This window comes from Bacillus sp. FG16 (assembly GCF_057809515.1).
In genome coordinates this window covers 26828-50401 of the sequence record NZ_JBMDKC010000034.1, presented here as the reverse complement: position 1 = coordinate 50401, position 23574 = coordinate 26828, and the positions used below count along the sequence as shown (strand labels likewise).

Sequence of the window (23574 nt, the reverse complement as noted above, 5' to 3'; positions counted from 1 at the left end):
CGCTCCCGTTGGACCCGTTGCTCCTGTTATTCCTGTCGCTCCCGTTGGACCTGTTGCTCCTGTTGCCCCCGTCGGACCGGTTGGACCAACCTTAGGAACTGTCCCATCGCAACTAAAACAGCACGAATCAACATGTACACCATTTTGATTATTACACCCACAATATCCATTTACGTTATTGCTCCATGAAGACATGTTGATCACTTCCTTTACATGCAATCTTTTAAGTACAATCACCGAGTTAGAAAACATCTATCTAAATAACAAAGAAATACTTTACCTATTAGGGATAAACACAGATTTATTCCATACATTCTAGTAATTATTACATGCGATTCTCACTCTTTTTGCTTGTACTTTCGCCCCATCTCCACAGATTATTAACCATACACATTACACTTTCGTACACAGCCAAGTTCCCATTTAAACTTTCCACATTCGCCACTCTTTTTAGTAAAGAAGCTTATTCTTCATAAATAGCGACTATAACATATAAAAATCCGTATAATTTATTGTTTTCAGTCAAAATTTTTAAAAAATATTGACACTTAAATTATCCTCATAGTATGATTTGGTTGTTGTAATTGATAACCATTTTCACTTACGGTGCCAGTTACAAAAAACACTTAATTTGGGGGCAGAAGATGAAGAGAATTATCAGTATTTTCATAGTAATTCTTCTATTCGCTGTTGGATGTGGACAGCAAAAAGAGGAGAAAAAAGAAACAAAAGCGGACAATAAAAGTCAAGCTATAACGATTAAACACGCTGAAGGGGAAACGAAGTTAGATAAACCAGCGAAAAAAGTAGTTGTACTTGAGTGGGTATATTCAGAAGACTTATTAGCACTTGGTGTTCAGCCAGTAGGGATGGCAGACATTAAGAATTATAATAAATGGGTAAATACAAAAACAAAACCGAGTAAAGATGTTGTAGATGTAGGGACACGTCAACAACCAAACTTAGAAGAAATTAGCCGTTTAAAACCAGACTTAATTATCACAGCTTCATTCCGTGGTAAAGCAATTAAAAATGAATTAGAGCAAATTGCACCAACAGTTATGTTTGATCCATCAACAAGCAATAACGATCACTTCGCTGAAATGACAGAAACATTTAAACAAATTGCAAAAGCAGTTGGAAAAGAAGAAGAAGGTAAAAAAGTATTAGCTGATATGGATAAAGCATTCGCTAATGCAAAAGCAAAAATTGAAAAAGCAGACTTAAAAGATAAAAACATCGCAATGGCACAAGCATTTACTGCTAAAAACGTACCAACATTCCGTATCTTAACTGACAATTCTTTAGCTTTACAAGTTACAAAAAAATTAGGTTTAACAAATACTTTCGAAGCAGGAAAATCTGAGCCAGATGGTTTCAAACAAACAACTGTAGAATCATTACAAAGTGTACAAGATTCAAACTTCATTTACATTGTAGCGGATGAAGATAACATTTTTGACACGCAACTAAAGGGCAACCCTGCTTGGGAAGAATTAAAGTTCAAAAAAGAAAACAAAATGTATAAATTAAAAGGCGACACTTGGATTTTCGGTGGTCCTGAGTCTGCAACATCTTTAGCAACACAAGTAGCAGATGTAATGACAGTGAAGAAGTGATTACGCGATGAATAGCCTACAACATACACTTCGAGCAAGTCTTATATTCGGAGGAGGAGCAGCTCTCTTGCTCCTCCTTTTCTTTATTCATATCGGACAAGGTCAAGCAAACATTTCCTATAGTATGATTATTGATGCTCTTATCTCACCGAACCAATCGCTAGAACATCAAACTTTAATCATGCTTCGATTACCTAGAGCCGTAATTGCCATTTTAGCTGGAGGTGCCCTTGCTGCATCTGGGGTTATTTTACAAACATTAACGAAAAATCCACTTGCTGAATCCAGTACAATGGGTATTCACTCTGGCGCATATTTCTTTCTAGTAACGGCTACAATTTTCTTACCGAAAGGTTTACAAATTAATTCTCTTCTGTTCACATTTATCGGCGGTGCTATTACTGCTTTATTTGTATACCGTATTTCTGGTGGAAAAAAGGGAACCCCACTCAGAATGGCATTAGCTGGTATGGTCGTTACATTAATGCTCTCTGCCTTTACCGGAACGATGCAGCTTTTCTATGAAAATGAAACAGCTGGTTTATTTTTATGGGGAGCTGGATCTCTTATTCAAAATAACTGGGATGGCGTTCAATTTGCTTTTCCATTTATCATTATTTCTTTCCTAGTTTTACTATTTATATCTCGTAAACTCAACATTCTCTTACTTGGTGATGATGTTGCTGTTTCTCTTGGTGAAAAAACAGCAGTAACACGTCTTATCGCCTTCATTGCTGCAATCTTTTTAACAGCAGTAATTGTTACTGTTGTTGGACCAATTGGATTTGTCGGCTTAGTTGCACCTCATTTAATGCGCCTTATCGGATACCGTCAACACTTTACTCTTCTTCTCTCTTCTTTCTTATGGGGGGCAGTATTATTGCTTGGAGCAGATGTTGTCGGTAGATTAATAGATCCAACTGGTGCAGAACTTCCTGTTGGGGCAGTCACAGCAATGATTGGATCTCCTTGGCTTATTTACTTAGTCTATCGAATGATGAAGTCGAAACAATATATGAATGATAACGGTGCGAATGCAGCTGGAGCTAGTTCCCGCTATTACTCTTATAAAAAGGTAATCATTATATCTATCACACTTTGTATTGTGACGATCGCTCTTGGTGTTACAATCGGTAGTAACGCTTATATCGAAAGCATTACTAATGTTATATCAGGTCAATTAACACAATTTGACAAAAATATGATGATGAATCTTCGTTTACCAAGAATGCTCGTTGCCGCTATTGCTGGTGCATGCCTTGCAATAAGTGGGCTTGTTTTCCAAGGTATATTACGAAACCCACTTGCCGATCCTTCTATTATTGGTATTTCATCGGGAGCTGGTGTCGGTGCTTTAACTATTATGTATGTCTTTCCTGCACTTCCTGGTTTCTTCCTACCAATTGGTGCATTTATTGGCGGACTACTTGCAGTTGGAATTGTCCTCTTCTTCTCTTGGAAATCAGGATTTAGTCCAACAGCTCTCGCTTTAATAGGGATTGGTATTTCTGCGCTTGGCTCAGCAATTATTCAAATCTTTATCGTTAGAGCCAATTTGAATGTTGCCGCTGCTTTAACATGGTTATCTGGTAGTACGTATGCAAGAGGGTGGAATCACTTAGAAAATATCATTCTATATCCATCTCTAATTCTTGTATTCATTATCTTTTTCTTAATAAAACAACTTGACGTTCTCGTACTGGGAGACGATTTAGCAACTGGACTTGGGCAACCAGTAAATAAAACACGTCTTGCTCTGATTGTGCTAGCGACACTACTTGCATCAGTAAATATCGCTGCTGTCGGTACAATTGCCTTTTTAGGCCTTGTCGCACCTCACTTAGCAAGAATTGTTGTTGGTATGAATCATCAAAGACTATTCGTTTGTTCAGCACTATTTGGAGCAATCCTTCTTTCTGTTGCTGACTTACTTGGACGTACAATCGCATATCCGAAAGAAATTCCTTCTGGTCTTGTCGTTGCTGTACTTGGAGCACCTTATTTCTTATGGTTGATGAGGAAGAGTGGGAAGAAAGTTAATTAAAAAGGAGGCTTCGTTTTAGAAGCCTCCTTTTTATATACTAAATAAAGTGAAACTTTAATCAGTTGGGTTTTCTTCATCCCCACTGATTATTAACCCACACCAATCGGGCTTTTATGAGCAGTGGATCTCCCACCTAACTTCTTTGCTCCAGCCGAATCTTGAGGTGGGAATTTTACTGCAGGTGAATAGCGGGATAAATTACTCTGATCTCACTAATTTCACAGATTTAGTCCCTCCCATAAACTCATGATGTACAGTTAATGTGTTCTCCTCAAGTTTCAAATCAACCTTCTGTTTTCTTTCTCCCATTAAAAATACAAGCTCTATGGAAATAATCCCTTGGTCCACACTTAATATTCGAAAGTCTCCTATAGTAGTCCCTTTCCCAAAAATATTATGTTCCATAAATTCTCCGCCTGTTTTCTCACTATTAATAGATTCTATTTCCAACCCAACTGGCCTGTCTGTACTTTCTGATGACATCCAAGACCCCTTTAACTTTCCAATATCAGCCTCTTTTTTCTTTTCATTTTTTAACTCTTCCTCTTTTTTCTTGACTTCTGCTTGTTGAGTTAGTAAGCCATCGATTTGCTTATTCAGCTCTTGGGCCCGTTGATTTTCCGAAATAAATTGTTGATTTTGACCAGTATCGTTAAAAATTTTATTTACTATCCCTTTAGCCTCTTCATACTTTTTATCATTCTTTAACTTCTCTGCCTTTTCCAATTGACCTATATATTGACCTTTTAACTCTTTATGCTCTATAAGCAAATCTTTTTGTTCTTTCGCTTGATTTTGAAGGATTGCGGAACCATCTTTCATCTTTTCTACTTCTTGGAACAAACCTATTGCTTGTTCTATATTTCCACTCGATCTCTCTTTTATCGAACTTATCATCTTAGTAGTTTGGCCTTTTAATACCTTTGCTTCTTTATCATCCTTTTTCTCTTCTAATGCTAGCTCAAATGATGCTACTGCCGTGTCATATTCTTTACTCGCTAACGCCAATTTCCCTTGATCCATTGCTTTTTTATAGGTTTCATTGCTACATCCTACCATTAAAAATAAAATTATGATTCCTAAAATCAATCTTTTCATCATATCCCCCTAAATTAATATAATTCTATATACACTCAATAGTATCATAAAATTTATATATAAAATTTTAAATACCATCATTAAAACATAAAGGGAACTTGTCATTTCTTCTCGAACTTAATCTATGAACATAAGTAGAGGGGGATAACAATAATGTACCAAACAATTGCAGGCTTTTTACAATCATGGACATACGAAGCAGAGTCTACTCAGAAAATGCTTGATTCATTAACCGATGCATCTTTATCACAAGAAATTGCACCTGAACATTGGACTTTAGGAAGAGTTGCTTGGCACATCGTGACGGCAATTCCTGTTATACTATCTGGCACAGGGCTAAAGTTTGAAGGAGAATCGAAAGATTATCCTGTTCCAACTTCTGCAAAAACAATTGCAGATGAATACCGTAAAGTAAACGCGGCTTTTGTTGAAACACTTCAAAGTAAATGGACTGATAAAGACTTAGCTACTATTAATGACTTCTTTGGTCGCCCTATGCCGAATTCTATATTTTTAATGACACTCATTAATCATCAAAATCACCACCGCGGACAAATGACAGTTTTAATGCGACAAGCTGGCTTAACAGTTCCTGGCGTATATGGCCCCGCAAAAGAAGAATGGGCTGCGGCTGGAATGGAAGCTCCTAAAATGTAACGACAAAAAAGACAAGATGTTTACATATCTTGTCTTTTTCTGTAACTTGTTTCATGTGAAACTTTATAATGCATCTTCCCTCTCAATATTTTTAATTCCATAATAAGCAATCGCCACACCAATCACTGCAAATGCGAATTGAAGAGGAAGAAAGGTCGCTATAGGAAATATTGGTGGGTTATTAATTGCGATTAGCACAACGATAATAGACGAAACAATAGTAGTTGGCACTGAACGTTTACGCATTCCGAAGTATAGAGGAATTAAGCTTATTCCAGCAGTGGCAATGGCTAAAGGAACGAGATTTATCCCTTCTTGAATCAATTGATCTACTGCGAATGAATTAGGAATAATCGAAAAATAACTATCTATTCCAATGAAAATTCCCACTACAAAAATATTAGATAAAATAACTGTTATGAATGTTAATATTGCTGTAATAGCCAACTTACTAATCATTATTTTCTTTCGATTAATTGGATAAGAAAACATCAATAATATTGTTTTGTTTTTATATTCATCAATTATTAACTTAGCTATTAGTACAGCACCAAAAATAATAAATGTTGCTCTCACTATTGAACTAGCCATTAACAAAATCGCCTGCGGATCTCTTATTTCTGGATCTCCCTCTATTTGAGAAACGATGCTAACAAAAATCAATAATGCCAGTATAGCAAGATTTGCAATTACTGCTCTCTTCACGTACCAGCCAAGTTTAAATTTCTTCAGTTCTAGCTTCATAAGACGTAGCATAATAGTCCTCCCTCCTCCTAAGACTTAATCAATATAAATGACCCCTGTTTTACTTAAAATCTTCACTTCATTTTTTGCATCACCAATAGTTCCTTCTTTTATTTTTTCTGTACTTTTATCTTTCTTAAGTCCTTTTAAATCCACTATTACGTCAGCCGAATTACTTTTAGCCATAAGCTTCAATGATGCCGGGACACCTTTATACCGTACGCCAATATCCCCTGATTTTGTTTCTACAAATAATGATTTTCCTTCTGTCATATCTTTCAGTAATACTTCCCCAGATGTTGAAGTGATGTTCATATTTTCATTTTTTACATTTTTTACATAATTATCACCAGTAGTGGAAGTTATATTTACTTCTTGTAATGAACTATCTTTTAACATTAAATCTCCACTTTCGGATGTAAATTCACCCTTCTCTGCCGATAGTCCTGTAATCATTCCATCTCCAGATTTTCCTCTTGTCACGATGCTTTTTACTACTATATCGTTTATTTTCACATCACCCGATTTATTATTTAATACAATTTTATCTATTTCTTTCTTCGGAATAGCTATAGATATACTATTTTTCTTCCTAAACGTAAAACCATAAGAAAATCTGTTCACCTTTTGTTTTTGCTTAATCACAAGTTTATTTTCATCATTTTCTATTTTGACGGGATCTATCTCTTTATCTGCTTGTTCACCTTGAGCGGAAATTACTATTTTATTAGCGTCTGTACTTTTAAATTCAAGATTCCAGTTTTCATTGTCTACTTCTATTTCTTTTATATTATTTATCTCAAAAGACTTTTCTTTCTTAAAATCTTTCCCCTGAAATACCTTAATACCAAAAACTACACTAGCAATTGTAATGAATAATATTGCAATTACTATCATTTTTTTCACTATTCATACCCCAGTTCGTTGTTGTTTTAAGCTTGCTTCACGCCACATCGATCTTGTCGATTTTACGATATGAAAGATAACTGATGAAAATTCCTAATAAACAGAGCACTATTGGGATAGCTATAAAATTAAACAGACTTACTTGACCGTTTCCAGGACCAAAGTTACTACTAATTAGCATTCCGATTATTACTGCAGAAGTAATTGTTGTGGGTGTCGATTTCTTTCTCATCCCAAAAAATAAAGGAATTAAACTTATACCAGATATCATAAATGCACTTATAAAAGTAGTTGGAACGATAGATATTATTTCACCTATCGTAGCTGGTGTTTCAATCAGTCCCATCATTGGACTCACAAAATATACAAGCAAACTGATACTGAAAGTAGCGATAATCGTGCTCACAAAACAAAAACAAAAAACAATTGTTAATTTCGCTCTCATTAGCATTTTTCGTTGCAATGGGTACATAAATAGTAGTTGCATTGTTTTGTTCTTATACTCATCAATTACTAAACGTGATAAAATGACCGAACTAAAAATAATGAATGTTATCCTAATAAAAGTGTTTATTAAAACCATTTGTTGCGTGAAGTCAAAGAAGAGCACGTCCCCCTCGGCTTTAATTCCCCACGCCATAAGGCTTACTGCAGCGAAAATTGCTATAATACAAATTGCTACCCCTTTAAAGTAACTAGATAATTTATGTTTCTTCCATTCGAGCTTCATTAATCTAAGCATACAAACCACTCCTCCATTCTTTATATAACTGTCTTTATGCTGCTAACATTCTAATTCCAGCAGTAACGAAGCTTAACGTTCCTATCACTAGTAGAATTAACAACCATTTCCGCTCTGGTTTTCTATAATATAAAATTCCACTTATTAGCATTACGATAAATCCACTTACCAGGTTCAGCCACAGTCCATTAAGCATGAATACCTTCTCCATCCATTACATTTAAGAAATATTCTTCTAAGGAACTATGTTTCTTATTAATACTTTCAATTTCCACATCGTTCATAATAAGTGCTTTTGAAATGGCTTGCTGTGTCACCGCCACTTCATAAACCCGAATCATGTTTCCGCTCATTATTTTGTAATTTTTTATACCAAGTTTATCTTCTAAAATATAAGCTGCACGTTTCACATCAGGAACAGTAATTTCAATATACTCTGTTTGTTTTCCGTTAATACTCTTCATTGAAACTTCTTTTATTAGTTTTCCATTTTGAATCACACCAATTGTATCCGCCATTAGTTCCATCTCACCTAAAATATGACTAGAAACTAATAATGTAATGCCATATTCTTTGCAGAGCATTTTAAATAACTCTCGTAACTCTTTAATACCAATTGGATCTAAACCGTTAATTGGTTCATCTAAAATGAGCAATTCTGGCTTTGTCACGATTGCCCTTGCAATACCGAGTCGTTGTTTCATTCCTAATGAAAAATCTTTTACTTTTTTATTATCTATCCCTTGTAGTTTCACTAAATGTAAAGCATGGTCAATTGCATTTTTATCGTAGTAGCCCATATATTCACAATGCAGGTCTAAGTTTTCTTTCGCCGTTAATTTATCATAAAAGATTGGGTATTCAATAATTGTCCCCATTCTTTTTAATACTTCATAAGATGTATCTGTTAATTTCTCACCGAAGATTTCAATATCACCACTCGTCGGTTTTATTAAATTTGTAATCATTTTCATAATCGTTGTTTTACCAGCACCGTTTGGTCCTAAAAAACCGTAAATTTCTCCTTTTTTCACATGCATGTTAACACCGGAAATAACTTCTTTCCCTTTAAACACTTTCGTTAACTGGTTTGTTTTTAATATATATGTCATGTTACTTTCCCCTTTCGCAATACTCTATATTTCTATAATAGACAACGGAAATCTCTTTTTTCTTACCCGTTTCTTACAAATTCCTTACGCTGAAAAAAAGCTTGTAGAATCTACTGCTCTACAAGCTAAAACTGCATCTTTGTTAATACAATTGTAAAAATTGTTTTTTCATACGGTTTACTAGAAAGGTGAATTTTTCCGTCCATCGCTTCCACAAGCCGTTTCGTAATCGTTAATCCTAGACCGCTTCCTTGGTACAATCTATTTCTTGAATCTTCAAGTGTGTACATACGCTCAAATACTTTATCAATATGAGATTCATCAATCCCTTTTCCTTTATCCCATACGTCTATATACACACTCGTTTCATCATCTCTTAACGTCATACCAAGTGCCTTTCCATCGTCTCCATATGTAATCGCATTTGATATTAAATTATTCAATACCCTACCTAATACTTCTACATTTCCAAGTGCGTATATATTTCTTTCTGGTATATCAATATGAACCTGAAAACCTTTCGTCGTCACTAAATCATAAAAAGATAAAATCTTCTCGCGGCAAACTTCATTCATATTTACTTTTGTCATTTCAATTGCTTTGTCACCAGATTCTAATTTTGCCAAGTCAAAAAACTTATGAATTAACTCCATCACTTCTAGTGTTTTCGTATGCACTTTTTCAAGTAATATTTGTTGTTCTTCTTTATTTATCGTTTTATCCTTATTTAACATTTCTGTATATCCAAGAATAACTGTTAGTGGTGTTTTCAAGTCATGCGAAATATTTGAAAGCATTTTTCTCATCGAAATTTCTACTTTTGCATGATCTGCATTCGTTTTCTGTTTTGCATCTAATAATTGATTAATTGCCACTAATAATTTTTGCAATTCTAGATCATCTGTCATAACGAGTAACGTCTCGCCTGTTTTGTCATTTACAATACTTTCTAACTTTTCATATGTGTATCGTAAATTTTTACTACTATTTTTTCTCATTCTATATTGCATATAAATAACACATAACAATATAAAAATAATACCTATTAACAAATTGACCATATTACATCACTTCCAACTTATAGCCGATGCCCCATAACGTTTTAATATATTCTGGATTAGATGGATCACTTTCGATTTTCTCACGCAATCTTCTCATATGAACATTAATAACGTTATCATCACCGTAATACTCTTCATTCCAAACTAACGTATATATTTGCGCTTTTGTAAATACACGATTTTGGTTCTTTACGAATAGCTTTAAAATCTCAAATTCTTTTAAAGTAAGTTTGAGAGGCTTCCCGTTTTTTTCAACTGTAAAATTAATTGGATCAATTGTTAAATCACCAATTTGAATCATTTTTTCTATTGTTTCTGTAGCCGAGTATTTCGTAGACCTCCGAATACCTGCTTTTACACGTGCAGCCAATTCAATCATAGAAAACGGCTTACAAATGTAATCATCTGCTCCAAGTCCTAATCCAACAGCTTTATCAACATCTGTATCTTTTGCCGACATCATTAAAATCGGAACTGCACTTTTTTCACGAATAATACGTACAACCTCTAATCCGTCTAACTTTGGCATCATTATATCAAGGATTACTAAATCAAAAGATGATTTAAAAAAGGCTTGCACCCCTTCTTCTCCGTCAGACGCAATCGTAACTTGAAAGCCTTCCTTTATTAAATACTTTTCCACCATCTCTTGAATTGAAATATCATCTTCAACTAATAAAATATGATGTGACATATGTCTATCCCCTTTTTTACAAACATTAACATATCAATTGTATCGCAACGAATGAATGCTGGAAACAATTATATGAATTTTCAAACCAACTTCCCTTCCTTCCTTAACAATGATATGATGAAATTCACTACGATTGTTCATAATTAACTTTATATAAAGGAGACTTATCATGTCAGAGAATAAAAAAGTAAGCTTAGCTGATTTAATGCGCGAACAACTTGCTAAGAAAAAGCAAGGTAACGGTAATGGTCAGAATGCCAAAAACCAAAGCCAAGAAACAAAAAAATTACAAAACCAACAAACGAAGAAAACAAACAACCAACGTAGACGTACAGGTGTATAAATGAACGGACAAAAACGTTCTAATATCGCACCCGGCCTTGAAGTTGATATTGTATTAAAACAAGATCAACGCACCGGCAAATTAACACGTGGAATTGTAAAAGATATTTTAACAAACTCCCCTTCCCATCCGCATGGCATTAAAGTACGATTGCAAGTCGGTAGAGTACAAAATATCGTTCAATAAGAAAAGGAGCTCAAGTAAACTCGAGCTCCTTTTCTTTATTAACCTTTAATTTTCTCGATGAAAACTACTTTTAAGTAGTCTCCTTCTTTAAATTGATCAATGGTACGGAAATCTTCTGGTAAAGAATGTTCTTCTAATATTTTATATTTGCCATTCATTTCTTTAAAGGCTGTATCGATAAAGCCTTTAAACTTTTTCATATCGAATGCGCTACAATTTGTAGAAGCAACGATAATACCGTTATTTTCTGTAATAGCAATTGTTTCTTTTAATAAATTTTTATAATCTTTTGCTGCACTAAATGTATATTTTTTTGATCGGGCGAAGCTTGGAGGATCAAGTACGACCATATCAAATTTCATCTTTTTCTTCGCTGCATATTTGAAGTAAAGAAATACATCTTCTACAATAATATCTTGTGCTTCATAATCAACTTCATTGACACTAAACTGCTCAATTGTTTTACTTAAACTACGATTTGCAAGGTCAACACTCGTCGTTTTACTCGCTCCGCCCAGCGCTGCAAATACAGAGAAAGCACCTGTATAAGAGAACATATTTAACACTGTTCTTCCCTTTGCATATTTATCACGAATTTGTTTTCGAACGTTACGTTGATCTAAAAATACACCAACCATTGCCCCGTCGTTTAAATAAACAGCGAAGTTCACACCGTTCTCTTTTACGATAAGTGGAAACTCACCGCGCTCTCCTGCTACGAAATCATCACCTTCAATGTATTTCCCTTTCGTATCAAAACGCTTTTTCTCATAAATGCCTTTAAAGTTTGCTACTTTTTGAAGAGCTGCTATAATCTCATCTCTGAAAGTGTAAATCCCTTCACTATACCAACTTACTACGTAGTATCCGTCATAGTAATCAATAATTAATCCGCCAAGACCATCACCTTCACCATTCACCACACGGAATGCTGTCGTATCACTTAATTTATAAAATTGTTTTCGTTTATGTAAGGCTGATTTGATTTTACTTTCAAAGAAAGATTGATTAATTTGTTCACTCTCTTTTCTCGTTAAAATCCAGCCGTATCCTTTATTTTGTTTTCCATAATAACCTTTTCCGACAAAGTTGTTCTTCTCATCTACTACTTTGATGATTGTCCCTTCTTCACGAACATCGTTTAAATTTTGAATTGCATCTTTTAAAATAAGTGGATATCCACTTTTAATTTCTTTTATAAATTTCGGTTTTATTTTTATAGTTACTTCTGATCGCATATAATAACTTCCTTTCCATTTGCATGCTTTCTCTATAGGAAGCATTTAAAAAACGAGCCTGAAAAAACAGCCTCGTTTCACTATACCATATTATTGCTTTGCTAGTACAACTCGCTCATTCTCGCACTTAACCGCCACATATTTACTAAGTTTTGAAATGGAAATCTCACTGTCCAAAATAATAGAAAAAAATTATATATTTCACATTTACCATTTACAATGATAATGATTTTCATTATCATTTAATGTATATGAGTTCTTGAAAATATAGCTACATTTATAGGAGGAATAAACATGATTATTGTTACAAATACAGCTAAAATTACAAAGGGAAATGGACATAAATTAATTGAGCGTTTTAATAAAGTAGGTAAAGTTGAGACGATGCCAGGCTTTTTAGGTCTAGAAGTTCTTTTAACGCAAAATACAGTTGATTATGATGAAGTAACAATTAGCACTCGCTGGAATGCAAAAGAAGATTTCCAAGGTTGGACAAAGAGCGCCGCATTTAAAGATGCTCATTCACATCAAGGCGGGATGCCAGAATATATTCTTGATAATAAAATTGCTTACTATGATGTAAAAGTTGTACGTATGCCAATGGCTGCAGCACAGTAAAAACAGTTCTTTTTTAAAGTATAGAATATGAGAAGCGTTATCTATCACTTCTCATATTCTATACTTTTTTCTTTAATTTCTTTTTACTAATTTTGCATGTACAACTAGCCTTCCAGCCTCTGGATCAAGCGCATAGTCACAAGTAGAAAGTGTTACAACTTCATCATTAGCCGTCAATTCCGTATCCGTTTTGTACAGTGATTTTTCTTGAATTTCCTTTAAGAACGATGTATATGCTGCATCATTTTCAAAATCCGTTTCAATGTAATAAAAGTCCGTTGTTGTCGTGTATACTGAAAAAACTTCAACGTCGTATCCTTCAAATAATGTATCATAATATAATTTACGATGGGACATGAAAAAGTCTTCGTCCAACATCTTTTTTAAACTCCCAAACATAGAACCGTCTTTCATACGATGACCATATAAAATCGTATTTCGATTTTGAGATTTCACATCATTACGATGGTCCATAAAAATGCTTCCCGCTCTCATATCTTCACCTTTATAATTACGAAATAAATAGTAATCATTATCTTTTGCTTGAACGATTGGATAATTAATTTGTGTATCATCCATCGTAATCCATCCGACTATCTCTGGATTAATTTTCTGGAGATCCTGAAACTGTTTACGTACCTCTCCGTCTTCCGATTTTTCTTCCATTGGACTTCTTTTATAAATATGTTGTGCCTCAGCCATTACTTTACGATTTTCATAATAATCCATGAAAATTCCGCCCAACTCATACATTGAATAGAAAAAGATTCCTAAAAACGCAATTGTAAGTATGCGTTGAAAAAAAGAATTCTTTTTCCGTCCTTTCTTGCTGTTCAAATTATCACCTCAAAACGGATTATGCTCAGCCTTTAGATTCCCATAGGTACCATGTACAATCCGGTATCTTCATCCTGCTTTACAATGACATCTACACCATATATTGCTTTAACCATTTCTTCTGTTATTACATCATTAGGATTACCTTTCGTAATGATCTCTCCATCTTTCATAACGATAATATGGTCGCTATAACGAATAGCTTGATTAATATCATGTAATACCATTACAATCGTTAGTCCATACACTTCATTTAACTCTTTCACTAACTCTAATATTTCTAGCTGATAGTAAATATCTAAATATGTTGTCGGTTCATCTAAGAAAAGCATTGGTGTATTTTGAGCTAATGTCATTGCGATCCAAACTCGCTGCCTCTCTCCACCAGATAAAGCATAGATTGGCTTATCACGCTTACTTTGTAAATTCGTGCATACTAGTGCGCGCTCTATCACTTCTCTATCTTCATCTGTTTGCGGAGAGAAAATATTTTTATATGGCATACGCCCAAAGCTTATTAGCTTTTCCACTGTAATATCTGCTGGAGCCTCATTTTGTTGATGGACAACTGCTAGCTTTCTAGCAAACTCTTTCGGTTTATATTCACTAATCGCTTTCCCATCAAGTATTACTTCTCCACTGCTAGGAACGTGATTTCTAGACATGACACTAAGTAATGTTGATTTCCCGCATCCATTCGGGCCAATGATTGTTGTAATTTTCCCAATTTCTATTTCACTACTAACAGACTTTAAACGATTTGTTACGTTATCGTATGAAAAGGTTACATTTTTAATTTCCATGAACTTTATCACTCTTTCTAAGCAAGAATATTAAGAATGGACCACCAATAACCGCCATAATTGTTGCTGCTGGAATTTCGTTAGGTGGCACAATTAACCTTCCAATCGTATCTGCCGTCAAAATTAATAACGCCCCTGCAAGAGCAGAAAATGGAATTAATACTTTATGGTCTGAACCGACTAATTGTCTTGAAATATGCGGAACTAGTAATCCTACAAAAGCAATAACACCTGCAATCGCTGTTGATACTGCCGCTAAGAGTACTGCAATGGCAGAAATAATAAGGCGAACTCTCGTCACGTGCAAACCTAAGTTTTTCGCAGTCTTATCTTGTAGCGATAATAAGTTACACCAAGCTCCTACGAACAGAGCAAGAATAAGACCAACCGTTCCATAAGTCACCATTATTTCTACATCGCCCCACGTCTTCATTGTTATGTTAGAAGTCGTCGTTTGCTTAATACTCTTAATAAAATACCCACAAATTGTAACGAATGATTCATTTAATCCAGTAAACATCGCATTAATGGCAATACCAATTAAAATAATGCGAAGCGGGCTTAACCCTGACTTCCATGAAAACGAATAAACGAGATAACACGCAAACGCACCACCTAAAAAGGCGAATACGGGTGTCCAGAAAAAGAATTGCGGGAACAACGTAATAATAACGAGTGTCATAAAACTAGCTCCTGAAGATATACCGATTACCCCAGCATCAGCGAGTGGATTCTTCATAACAGCTTGAAAAAGCACCCCTGAAACAGCAAGAGCCGCTCCAGTGAACAACGCAATAATAATACGCGGGAAACGTAAATCTTTAATGACTTCAACCTCTTCATTTCCACCTGTAAATATCCCTTGTATAAGTTCAACAATACCTACTTCTAAACTCCCTTTCATCGCTGACAATGATGTCATAACAATGAGCAATGCAGTAACAATGAGGAAACTCCAAGTTTTTTTATTCATTCTACTCTTCCTTTATATTAAAATGCATCACGGATACATCATTTTTTTCAATTCATCTAACGCTTCAATTGCTGCTAAATTTCCTGTCGTTCCAAATAAACGCTCTTCTAAATCGTAAACACGGTTATTTTTAACCGCAGCAAAGTGTTTCCAAATGTCATTTGTTTTAAATTCTTTATCAAACATTTTTACAACTTCATCAGGCATACCATGAGCTGCTCGTAAAATAATATCTGGATCAGCTTTCTTTAAATACTCTGTATTAGAAGCTAAATATTCTACTCTTTCACCTTGCACAATATTTTTACCACCTAGTTGTTTCACTAAATCTCCAATATAAGAATGCTCTGTTGCTACTAAATAACTGCCCGGCACACCTAATAAAATAAGCACTGTCGGTTCTTTCTTTCCTTTTACTTCCTTTTGAATGCTAGCAACCTTTTTATCTAACTTAGTTACCACTGCTTCAGCTTGTTTTTCACGTCCATATTTCTTACCTAAATCGCTAATAGAACTTTGCATGTTTTTTAAACTCGTTAAATCTAAAAAGTTTGCTTTCATACCCACACCATCAAAAACTGGCTTTAATTCATATTCAAGTGTTGTCACAGATAACACTTCTGAAGGCTTTAATGACTTTACCTTTTCCATATCTGGACTCATTGGATTCCCAACTTCAGGTAAACCTTTATATCGCTTCGGTAAAGTTTTAGAACTTGTTGGAACGCCGACTAAATCTACTTCTAACGCATCCATAATTTCAGTAACAGCCACTGTTGTTGCAACAACGCGCTCTTTACTCTCACTCTTTACCTGCTTTGCTGTTTCTTTTTTTGGTGATGAGCACCCGGCTATACTCATTAACAAAATGATAGCCATTAGTACACTTACGATTTTCTTCACTCTCAATCACCACTCCCTTCCATACAATATGAAACAAGTCTTGATGCACGCGAACATGCATCAAGACTCCAAAAATTACAATCTACCTGCTCTATATTTACGGACTAGTAAAGCAAGTGAACCTAGCAGTAACACCATGTATAAACCAAGTTGTGCTGTATCTGCAGTTTTTGAGTTTTTCTCTTTTTTTGAATCATTTTTTGTATCTTCTTTTTTCTTCTGACCATCTGCATTTCGGTTAAAATCAGGAGTACCTACTGTTTTTACATTATCTACTTTCGGTGTAGTCACTGGATTTTTCGGTTCATTTTTCGGTTCCTCTTTAATAGTTCCTAACGCGCCGATATTATTTGTATCAAATTGAATTTGTACATCGTAGAAATGATGGTAGTTCATCTCATCGATGTCTACCTTTACTTTTGCGTTTAATTTTTTAAATAGATCTTCTACTTCAAACTGTACTACTCGCGTATTTGCATTTTTATCTTCGCTTACTACTTTCGCATCAGCGAATAGTTCCTTGTTTTCCGTTTGGAATTTCGTAATCCACGCACTATTTTTCAGCGTCATCTCAATGTATTTTTTACCATCTTTTACGATTAATTTCGCTGGATTTACAACATAGTCATGCATCTTTGAAATCTCATCTGTTTTATCTTTTAATACTTTAAATGTAATATCATATTGGCCATCTACTAAATTTTTCGGATCAACTATTACTTTCGGGTTATTATTTCCACCCTGGTTGTCGTTTCCACCCTGGTTGTCGTTTCCGCCTTGGTTGACGTTTCCTCCTTGGTTGTCGTTTCCTCCTTGGTTCCCTAAAGCTTTAATACTGTCTTGATCAAATACAAATTGAACATCGTAGAAATGGTGATAATTCATTGAATCAATATCTACTTTTACTTTTGCATTTAATTTTTTAGACAAATCGTTTACTTCTACTTCTACTACTCTTGTATTTTGTTCTTTATTTTCACTTAACACTTTTGCATTAACGAAAGAACCATTCTTCTCAAATTCAAATTTCGTAATCCATGTACTATTTGTTAATGTAAACGATACGTATTTCTTACCATCTTTTACTTTTAATACACCTGGGCTTTTTGTGTATGTGTTCATCATTGAGATTTCATCTGTTTGATCTTTTAACACTTTAAAGCCAATGCTGTATTCACCATCTTTAAGAGCTTTTGGATCAATTGTTGTGTTATTATCTTGGTTGTTGTTTCCACCTTGGTTGTTATTTCCGCCTTGGTTGTCGTTTCCACCTTGGTTGTTATTTCCGCCTTGGTTGTCGTTTCCACCTTGGTTGTTGTTTCCACCTTGGTTATCTAACGGCTTAATGCTACCTTTATCAAATGCAAATTGAATATCGTAAAAATGGTGATAATTCATTGAATCGATATCTACTTTTACTTTTGCATTTAACTTTTCCGATAAATCTGGTACTTCTACTTCCACTACGCGTGTATCAGCTTTTTTATCTTCACTTATTACATTTGCATCAACAAACGAACCATTTTTCTCAAATTCAAATTTTGTAATCCAAGAACTGTTCGTTAACGTAAAGGATACATACTTCTTACCATCTTTTACTTTTAGCACACCTGGACTTTTTGTATATGTGTTCATCATTGAAATTTCGTCTGTTTGATCTTTTAATGCTTTAAAATTGATGCTGTATTCACCATCTTTAATTGTTTCAGCATCTGGTTTTTCTGCTTCTGGTTTTTCTACTTCTGGTTTTTCTACTTCCGGTTTTTCTACTTCTGGTTTTTCTACTTCCGGTTTTTCTACTTCTGGTTGTTTCTCTTCATTTTTAATTTGTTCAAGTTTATCTTGTTCAAATAAAAGTTGTACATCATGCGTTTGCTTATAATTTCTTGATGCCATTTCGATAAATACTTTTGTATTTAGTTTTTTAGATAAATCGTTTACTTCAAACTCTACTACTCTTGTATCTTTTTCCTTATCCTCACTCACTACTTTTGCATCAACAAATGCGCCATCTTTTTCCGTTTGGAAATTTTTAATTAATGAGCTACTTTTTAGTGTTACAATTGCTTTTTTCTTACCGTTTTCTACTTTTAATACTCCTGGATTTACCATGTAAGTATTCATCTTAGATTCTTCATCTGTTTGATCTTTTAACACTTTAAATGGAATGCTGTACGCACCATCTGTAATTGTGTTAGAATTTGGTTGTTGATCTGGGTCAGGCTTTTGGTCGGGCTTCTGACCTGGATCGGTAGTTTCATTTGGATCTGGCTTATTAGCTGGGTCCTCTTTTTCATTTGGTTTTTCTACATGAATTGGTGTAATGCTATTTTGATCAAATGCAATACGAACGTCGTACTCATGATGATAATTTAAAAAATCAATATCTACTTTTACTTTTGCGTTTAATACCTTCTCTACATCTTCTACATCAAATTCTACTACTCTTGTATCTTTTTCTTTATCTTCACTAATTACATTTGTCGCAACTAGCTTACCTGCTTTTTCTGTTTCAAACTTCGTAATCCATGAACTATTCGTTAATGTAAAGGATACTTTCTTTTTCCCATCCTTCACTTTTAAAGTTCCCGGGCTTACTGAATATTGATTCATCATCGATTCTTCATCTGATGTATCTTTTAAAACTTTGAAGCCAATTGAATATTCACCGTCAGCCAACTTGGTAGCTGCTTGAACTACAAGTGGTTGTAATGTTGATACGAATGTAAATATCATTAAAAACATAGCAACAATAATTTTTGTATACCTGTTCAATGGAACGACTCTCCCTTTTGAAAATTATTTAACACTGTTCCCATCAAATACAAAGCGAATATCATATGAAGCATTATAATTAATAATTGGAATATTAATTTTCACCTTGCCATTTAGTTTTTTTGACAAGTCAGCAACTTCAAATTCTACAACTCTAGTATTATCTTTTTTGTTTTCACTTAACACGGTTGTTTCTAAAAATTGACCATCTTTTTCTACTTGGAAACTTTTAATAGAAGCACTATCTTTCACTTTAAATGAAACATATTGTTTTCCATTTTTAACTGTTAATGTTGCTGGGCTTTCAAAATAACTATTCATTCTAGACGATTCATCTTTATCGCCTTTCCATACAGTAAAAGCAATATTATATTTTCCATCAGCTAGTTTTGTAGCAGCCTTTGCCTCTTGTAAACCTAGTGTTGCGATAAACGTAAATAAAACAGCAAATACGGCAATAATCATTTTAAATTGTTTAAACATATATTCATCACCCTTCAAAAGATTTATTTACTCAATTTCACTTTACGAATTAAGAAAGCACCTGAAATAAGAATTAACGCTGCAAACAATCCAATACGTGCTTCATCGCCTGTTTTTGGGTTATCTGTTTTTTCAGCTTTTCCATTTTCATTTTTTGTTTCTTTGTTCGCTTCTTTAGCTGTTTCCTTACTCTCTGCTTTTGTTTTCTCTTCTTTTACTTGTGTATCTGTTTTCGCTTGATCATTATTTTTTGTTGTAGCAGCTACGCCGTTATCGCCACCTACAGCTTTTACATTTGCATCAAAAGCAAAACGAATTGTGTAGTGGTGGTCATAGTTTGCATTTGGTACAACAACATGAATTTTTACAGCTGCTGGTTTGGATAAATCATCTACTTTAAACTCTACTGTTCTTTTATCTGCCGATTCATCTTTACTAACAACTTTCGCATCAACAAAATTCCCGTTCTCTGGTGCTTTAAATTCTGTAATCCAAGCACTATGATTCATCGGAACTTGTACTCTCATCTCACCGTTTTTCACTATTAATTTTGCTGGCTTTTCAAAATAGTCATTTGCCATTGAAGCTGAATCATTTTCCGCTTTTTGAATTACGTAATTAATATCGTAAGTACCATCAGCTAGTTTTGCTGAAGCATTCCCGTATGGCATTACAAGAAAAGCTAGCATACATACGAACGTTATAATAAAAGCGGGTAATACAGAAACCTTTTTCATTTTTCTTGTTTCCTCCTTGGTTATCTTTCACTTCACTTTTTGAAAATGATAATTATTCTCAATTTATAAGAAAAAAATAATCTCTTCTACCTATTATTTAATTAGCATTCTTTTATGTAACATAAGCATTATTGATTATCATTCTCATTGAATGTTAAAAATAATATCTCACCCTATTCCTTATATGAAGGCATAGACACTGAGAAAAAATTACAAAACTTATTTATTGATTATCATTCTCAATATAAATCAAAAAAAATAAACTATCTCTTCTCCTCTTCTTTCACCTCTTCCCCCTAACAACACTTTAGTTATAGAAAACCCTTTTCCCTCACTTCCCTTCCAATATTTCCACAACTAAGTCAATCTTAGCCTACTCATAAATTTTTTGTCAACTATATTACGTATAAAATTTTTAATATCTGAATTTCTCTATATGTGGCTTTTTCTACAAAAAAGAGACTTTCTATTATAGAAAGCCTCTTTTCCCTATTTTTCTACAGCAATTTCCTGCTTTTGAAACTTAGAAACTATATAACCAAATCCTATACCGATTATGCCTGGAACTAACCAACCAATTCCTACACTATATAATGGAATCTTATCTAAAATAGGTGCTAGCGCTGCAATTTGAAGGTTTGCATTCTGTAACCCATCAAAGAAACTTATTGCAAATGCTCCTACAATCCCGCCCACATACATCGCTAATGGAAGACGAACGTAGTTTTCAACAAGTGATAGTACGATAAGTACGATTCCAATTGGATAAATGGCGATTAAGATTGGTAATGCTAATGCATTTAACTGAGTTAACCCAAGGTTTGCTACCATAAATGCTAATACACAGAAAATGAAAACGACTTTTTGATAAGAAAGCTTTGGTAATAAGGAAGAGAAGTAATCACCACAAGCTGCAACAATACCTACAGAAGTTGTTAAACATGCTGCTGTAATTGCGATCCCTAGTAATAAAGTTCCGTAGCTACCAAATAAATGATTCACGACATTTGTTAAAATAATTCCTCCGTTTGCGCCCATTCCAAGTGACACACTAGAAGCTCCAAGATAAGCAAGTGCTAAATACACAAGTAGTAAACCAAGCGCTGCAATAAATCCTGCAAAGATTGTTACTTTTGCAATACTGTTTTTATTTGTAATGCCTTTTTCTTTTAACGCATGAATTACAACATTTCCGAATACCAGTGCTGCAAGTCCATCTAAAGTTAAATATCCGTCAATAAATCCTTTAAAGAGAGGAGCACTATACGCTTCTGTCGGTGCACCAAATTCTCCAATTGGTGTAATAAGTGCTTTACCTACGATAATTGCAATAACAGCTAATAGTATTGGAGTTAGCACTTTACCAATACGACCCACTAATTTCGAAGGATTTAAAGCTAAATAGAAAGTGACTGCAAAGAAAATAAGTGTAAAGATAACAAGTGGATATGACTGACCAGCTATCTCACTTGGTAAAAACGGTGCAACACTCATCTCATAAGCTACTGTTCCTGTACGCGGCACACTTACGAATACGCCTAAACATAAATAAATTGCAGTGATAAAAACAAGTGCGAATATAGGATGTACACGTCCTGCTAGCTCATTAATATCTCCCTTTAAAGCTATAACAATTACTCCTAATAAAGGTAGTCCAACCCCTGTTACGATAAAACCAAACAGTGCGATCCATACGTCCGCTCCAGCACCTTGCCCTAACGCTGGTGGAAAAATCATATTACCTGCACCAAAAAACAGTGCAAATAACATTAAACTTATTGCAAACATCTCTGAAAACTTTAAAGATGATTTCATTTCTGCTAACCTCCTAAAATAATTAATTGACAAAATATTCTGAATCTAAATCCGTCACATATCCTCTTTCAAGCATACTTCCCTGTAAAAGAACGCAAAAAACACCCGTCCCTAACAAAGGGACGAGTGTTGAAATCGTGGTTCCACCCTTATTCTAATAAAATGAATTTATAGCAAAATAAGCTCATTTTATAGCTCGTGTAAATTGATAACGGTTTTATCCGTCAAGAATTACAATGCATCATGCATGCAGTTCACTCTTGAAGTTTAGAGGTGGTAAGCTTGTCTTTTCGTATTAGGAAGCTCACAGCCTAAGGCTCCCCTCTCTGAGAATCGTAAAATACAACTCATGTCCTCATCATTACTTTTATAAAATATCTTGTCGAAACTTGTTGTTTTTTATTATATGGGCTATTTTTTAAAAAATCAATAGTTTTATTTTTTCTGACAAAAAAATATAGGGAGAAAATTTTTCCTCCCTATAACTGCCCTTTTAATATCTCTAATTCCTCAGTTGCAATGTTCCGCCATTTTCCTACTCCAAGCTCATTTAGCTCTATATTCATAATGCGCACTCGCTTTAGCTTTATTACAGTAAATCCGAAAGCACGACTCATTCTACGAATTTGCCTGTTCATTCCTTGCGTTAAAACGATACGAAATGTTGATTGATCGACTCTTGTCACTTTGCACGGCTTCGTCATTCCATCTTTAATCTTTACACCGCGGGACATCTCATCAATAAACCAGTCCGTAAAAGGTTTATCGACTCTGACAACATATTCCTTCTCGTGCTCATGATCACCATGTAAAATTCGATTCGCAATGCCGCCGTCATTCGTTAATAAGATAAGTCCTTCCGATGCTTTATCTAATCGTCCAACTGGAAAGATTCGCTCTGGGTAATTGATATAATCAATAATATTATCTTCAATATGATCAGCTGCTGTACAAGTAATCCCGACTGGTTTATGAAAGGCTATGTACACCTTTTCTTTCTCTTCTTTTACAATAACTTGCCCATCAATCGTTACAACATCACCATCGCTCACAAGTGCACCGTGCGTACATATTTCGCCATTAATAGCCACGCGTCCAGCTTTAATAAGGCGATCTGTCTCGCGTCTTGAGCAAGATTTTGCTTCGCTTATGTATTGGTTGATTTTCATGTTTTGTTCCTTTTCAT

General features: G+C 34.5%; 24 protein-coding genes, 1 pseudogene and 1 other annotated feature. Of the genes and pseudogenes, 6 read left to right on the top strand and 19 right to left on the bottom strand.

Annotated elements, in window-relative coordinates; translation table 11 throughout:
* A pseudogene (locus ACODS7_RS14610) lies at positions 1 to 195 on the bottom strand (BclA C-terminal domain-containing protein); the annotation flags it as partial.
* A 449-nt stretch (positions 196 to 644) separates the two neighbouring features.
* On the opposite strand from ACODS7_RS14610, the gene ACODS7_RS14605 reads away from it, so the two are divergent.
* Positions 645 to 1619: an ABC transporter substrate-binding protein gene (locus tag ACODS7_RS14605; RefSeq protein WP_016080140.1), complete on the top strand. Its 975-nt coding sequence runs from the start codon at positions 645 to 647 to the stop codon at positions 1617 to 1619.
* A 7-nt stretch (positions 1620 to 1626) separates the two neighbouring features.
* A complete protein-coding gene (fhuB, locus tag ACODS7_RS14600) occupies positions 1627 to 3663 on the top strand; it encodes a Fe(3+)-hydroxamate ABC transporter permease FhuB (RefSeq protein ID WP_098630163.1) in 2037 nt (678 codons plus the stop codon).
* 198 nt (positions 3664 to 3861) lie between these two features.
* On the opposite strand, the gene ACODS7_RS14595 is transcribed toward fhuB, so the two are convergent.
* Complete coding sequence (locus ACODS7_RS14595; RefSeq protein ID WP_043938367.1) at positions 3862 to 4761, bottom strand: tetratricopeptide repeat protein; 900 nt, start codon at positions 4759 to 4761, stop codon at positions 3862 to 3864.
* A gap of 153 nt (positions 4762 to 4914) precedes the next feature.
* On the opposite strand from ACODS7_RS14595, the gene ACODS7_RS14590 reads away from it, so the two are divergent.
* On the top strand, positions 4915 to 5418 hold the full coding sequence (locus tag ACODS7_RS14590; RefSeq protein WP_088115415.1) for a DinB family protein: 504 nt from the start codon (positions 4915 to 4917) through the stop codon (positions 5416 to 5418).
* Between the two features lie 63 nt (positions 5419 to 5481).
* Here ACODS7_RS14590 and ACODS7_RS14585 read toward each other — a convergent pair whose 3' ends face one another.
* From ACODS7_RS14585 to ACODS7_RS14555, 7 genes are all read right to left on the bottom strand, one after another.
* On the bottom strand, positions 5482 to 6174 hold the full coding sequence (locus ACODS7_RS14585; RefSeq protein ID WP_243169097.1) for an ABC transporter permease: 693 nt from the start codon (positions 6172 to 6174) through the stop codon (positions 5482 to 5484).
* 24 nt (positions 6175 to 6198) lie between these two features.
* Entirely contained in the window at positions 6199 to 7068 is an 870-nt protein-coding gene (locus ACODS7_RS14580) for a DUF4097 family beta strand repeat-containing protein (protein WP_098630165.1), read from the bottom strand.
* 37 nt (positions 7069 to 7105) lie between these two features.
* Positions 7106 to 7810 (bottom strand): ABC transporter permease, encoded by a 705-nt coding sequence (locus ACODS7_RS14575; RefSeq protein ID WP_098630166.1) that lies wholly within the window; start codon positions 7808 to 7810, stop codon positions 7106 to 7108.
* A gap of 34 nt (positions 7811 to 7844) precedes the next feature.
* A complete protein-coding gene (locus ACODS7_RS14570) occupies positions 7845 to 8006 on the bottom strand; it encodes a hypothetical protein (RefSeq protein ID WP_016080133.1) in 162 nt (53 codons plus the stop codon).
* Positions 7999 to 8922, bottom strand: a complete 924-nt coding sequence (locus ACODS7_RS14565) for an ABC transporter ATP-binding protein (protein ID WP_069356272.1) — start codon at positions 8920 to 8922, stop codon at positions 7999 to 8001. Before ACODS7_RS14565 ends, ACODS7_RS14570 begins: the two co-directional genes overlap by 8 nt.
* A 125-nt stretch (positions 8923 to 9047) precedes the next feature.
* On the bottom strand, positions 9048 to 9983 hold the full coding sequence (locus ACODS7_RS14560) for a HAMP domain-containing histidine kinase (protein ID WP_061660443.1): 936 nt from the start codon (positions 9981 to 9983) through the stop codon (positions 9048 to 9050).
* A gap of 1 nt (position 9984) precedes the next feature.
* Positions 9985 to 10677: a response regulator transcription factor gene (locus ACODS7_RS14555; protein ID WP_075719095.1), complete on the bottom strand. Its 693-nt coding sequence runs from the start codon at positions 10675 to 10677 to the stop codon at positions 9985 to 9987.
* A gap of 169 nt (positions 10678 to 10846) precedes the next feature.
* Between ACODS7_RS14555 and ACODS7_RS14550 the strand changes: the two genes are divergently transcribed.
* Both ACODS7_RS14550 and ACODS7_RS14545 read left to right on the top strand, forming a co-directional pair.
* A complete protein-coding gene (locus ACODS7_RS14550) occupies positions 10847 to 11020 on the top strand; it encodes a hypothetical protein (protein ID WP_001293578.1) in 174 nt (57 codons plus the stop codon).
* A complete protein-coding gene (locus tag ACODS7_RS14545; RefSeq protein ID WP_243169096.1) occupies positions 11021 to 11206 on the top strand; it encodes a YwbE family protein in 186 nt (61 codons plus the stop codon).
* 38 nt (positions 11207 to 11244) lie between these two features.
* Here ACODS7_RS14545 and ACODS7_RS14540 read toward each other — a convergent pair whose 3' ends face one another.
* A complete protein-coding gene (locus ACODS7_RS14540; RefSeq protein ID WP_043938373.1) occupies positions 11245 to 12444 on the bottom strand; it encodes a class I SAM-dependent rRNA methyltransferase in 1200 nt (399 codons plus the stop codon).
* A gap of 294 nt (positions 12445 to 12738) precedes the next feature.
* Here ACODS7_RS14540 and isdG point away from each other — a divergent pair, with 294 nt between their 5' ends.
* Entirely contained in the window at positions 12739 to 13062 is a 324-nt protein-coding gene (isdG, locus tag ACODS7_RS14535) for a heme oxygenase (protein WP_000587818.1), read from the top strand.
* A gap of 72 nt (positions 13063 to 13134) precedes the next feature.
* Here the strand turns inward: isdG and srtB are convergent, their stop codons facing one another.
* The 9 genes from srtB to ACODS7_RS14490 form a co-directional block, all read right to left on the bottom strand.
* Positions 13135 to 13899, bottom strand: a complete 765-nt coding sequence (gene srtB, locus ACODS7_RS14530) for a class B sortase (RefSeq protein ID WP_043938374.1) — start codon at positions 13897 to 13899, stop codon at positions 13135 to 13137.
* A gap of 32 nt (positions 13900 to 13931) precedes the next feature.
* On the bottom strand, positions 13932 to 14702 hold the full coding sequence (locus ACODS7_RS14525) for an ABC transporter ATP-binding protein (protein ID WP_088115411.1): 771 nt from the start codon (positions 14700 to 14702) through the stop codon (positions 13932 to 13934).
* Positions 14692 to 15675, bottom strand: coding sequence for a FecCD family ABC transporter permease (locus ACODS7_RS14520; protein WP_016080126.1), 984 nt, complete (start codon positions 15673 to 15675; stop codon positions 14692 to 14694). Before ACODS7_RS14520 ends, ACODS7_RS14525 begins: the two co-directional genes overlap by 11 nt.
* A gap of 27 nt (positions 15676 to 15702) precedes the next feature.
* Positions 15703 to 16584: a heme ABC transporter substrate-binding protein IsdE gene (gene isdE, locus ACODS7_RS14515; RefSeq protein ID WP_142333862.1), complete on the bottom strand. Its 882-nt coding sequence runs from the start codon at positions 16582 to 16584 to the stop codon at positions 15703 to 15705.
* A gap of 69 nt (positions 16585 to 16653) precedes the next feature.
* The gene (locus ACODS7_RS14510) at positions 16654 to 19353 is read right to left on the bottom strand and encodes an NEAT domain-containing protein (protein WP_488826946.1); all 2700 of its coding nucleotides are present in this window, start codon (positions 19351 to 19353) and stop codon (positions 16654 to 16656) included.
* Between the two features lie 24 nt (positions 19354 to 19377).
* A complete protein-coding gene (locus ACODS7_RS14505; RefSeq protein WP_043935420.1) occupies positions 19378 to 19836 on the bottom strand; it encodes an NEAT domain-containing protein in 459 nt (152 codons plus the stop codon).
* 23 nt (positions 19837 to 19859) lie between these two features.
* Positions 19860 to 20573 carry a heme uptake protein IsdC gene (gene isdC, locus ACODS7_RS14500; protein ID WP_016080121.1) on the bottom strand — a complete coding sequence of 238 codons (714 nt, stop codon included), beginning with the start codon at positions 20571 to 20573 and terminating at the stop codon, positions 19860 to 19862.
* Between the two features lie 489 nt (positions 20574 to 21062).
* Positions 21063 to 22388 carry a branched-chain amino acid transport system II carrier protein BrnQ6 gene (gene brnQ6 / locus ACODS7_RS14495; protein WP_243168861.1) on the bottom strand — a complete coding sequence of 442 codons (1326 nt, stop codon included), beginning with the start codon at positions 22386 to 22388 and terminating at the stop codon, positions 21063 to 21065.
* Between the two features lie 115 nt (positions 22389 to 22503).
* Positions 22504 to 22759 (bottom strand) — a binding site (T-box leader).
* Positions 22760 to 22867: 108 nt separating this feature from the next.
* Complete coding sequence (locus ACODS7_RS14490) at positions 22868 to 23557, bottom strand: 23S rRNA pseudouridine(2604) synthase RluF (RefSeq protein ID WP_043935417.1); 690 nt, start codon at positions 23555 to 23557, stop codon at positions 22868 to 22870.
* Between the last annotated feature and the right edge of the window lie 17 nt (positions 23558 to 23574).